Annotated in this window: 1 protein-coding gene; it reads left to right on the top strand. The window is 71.4% G+C overall.

From position 1 onward, the window contains the following. On the top strand, window positions 1–865 hold an 865-nt coding region (locus tag PUR56_RS07035; RefSeq protein WP_329948272.1), incomplete at both ends, for an acyltransferase domain-containing protein.

Raw genomic sequence — 865 nt, 5'->3', positions numbered from 1 at the left:
GGTGAAGTCCAACATCGGGCACACCCAGGCGGCGGCCGGCGTGGCCGGGGTGATCAAGTCGGTGCTGGCGATCCGGCACGGTGTGCTGCCGCGCACCCTGCACGTCGACGCGCCGTCCCCGCACGTCGACTGGTCGGACGGTTCGGTCCGGCTGCTGACGGAGGAGCAGGCGTGGCCGGACGCGGGCCGTCCGCGCCGGGTGGGCATCTCGGCGTTCGGCGTCTCCGGGACCAACGCGCACGTCATCGTCGAGCAGGCGCCGGTCGAGGCGGAGACCCCCGAGGTCCGCGAGGGGGAGCCGGTCGCCGATCCTGCGGCGGCTGCCGCGACCGTTGCCTCGGTGCCGTCCGTGGTGGTTCCGGCTGTGGTGCCGTTCGTGGTGTCGGCGCGTTCCCCGGAGGCACTGCGCGAGCAGGCCCTGCGGATCGCCGGGGTGGCGGAGTCCGCCGGTTCGGCGGTGGACGTCGCACAGTCGCTGGTGACCGGGCGGGCCGCCCTCGAAGAGCGGGCCGTCGCCCTCGGCGACCCGGCTGCGTTGCGTGATCTGGAGGGTGTGGAGGTCGTTCGCGGTACTGCGCAGGCTGGTGGGCTGGCGTTCCTGTTCTCGGGTCAGGGGAGTCAGCGGGTGGGGATGGGGCGTGAGTTGTATGCCTCGGAGCCGGTGTTCGCCGCTGCGTTCGATGCGGTGGTGGAGGCGTTGGGTGTGCCGGTGGGTGAGGTGATTGTTTCGGGTGTGGGGTTGGACGAGACGGGGTGGACGCAGCCGGCGTTGTTCGCGGTGGAGGTGGCGTTGTTCCGTTTGTTCGAGTCGTGGGGTGTTCGGCCTGATTTTGTGGCGGGGCATTCGATCGGTGAGTTGGCGGCG

Source organism: Streptomyces sp. BE303, from assembly GCF_036290945.1.
In the GTDB taxonomy this organism is placed as follows: Bacteria; Actinomycetota; Actinomycetes; order Streptomycetales; family Streptomycetaceae; genus Kitasatospora.
The sequence above is the reverse complement of the archived record's forward strand: the minus strand, read 5'-3'. Positions and strand labels throughout refer to the sequence as shown.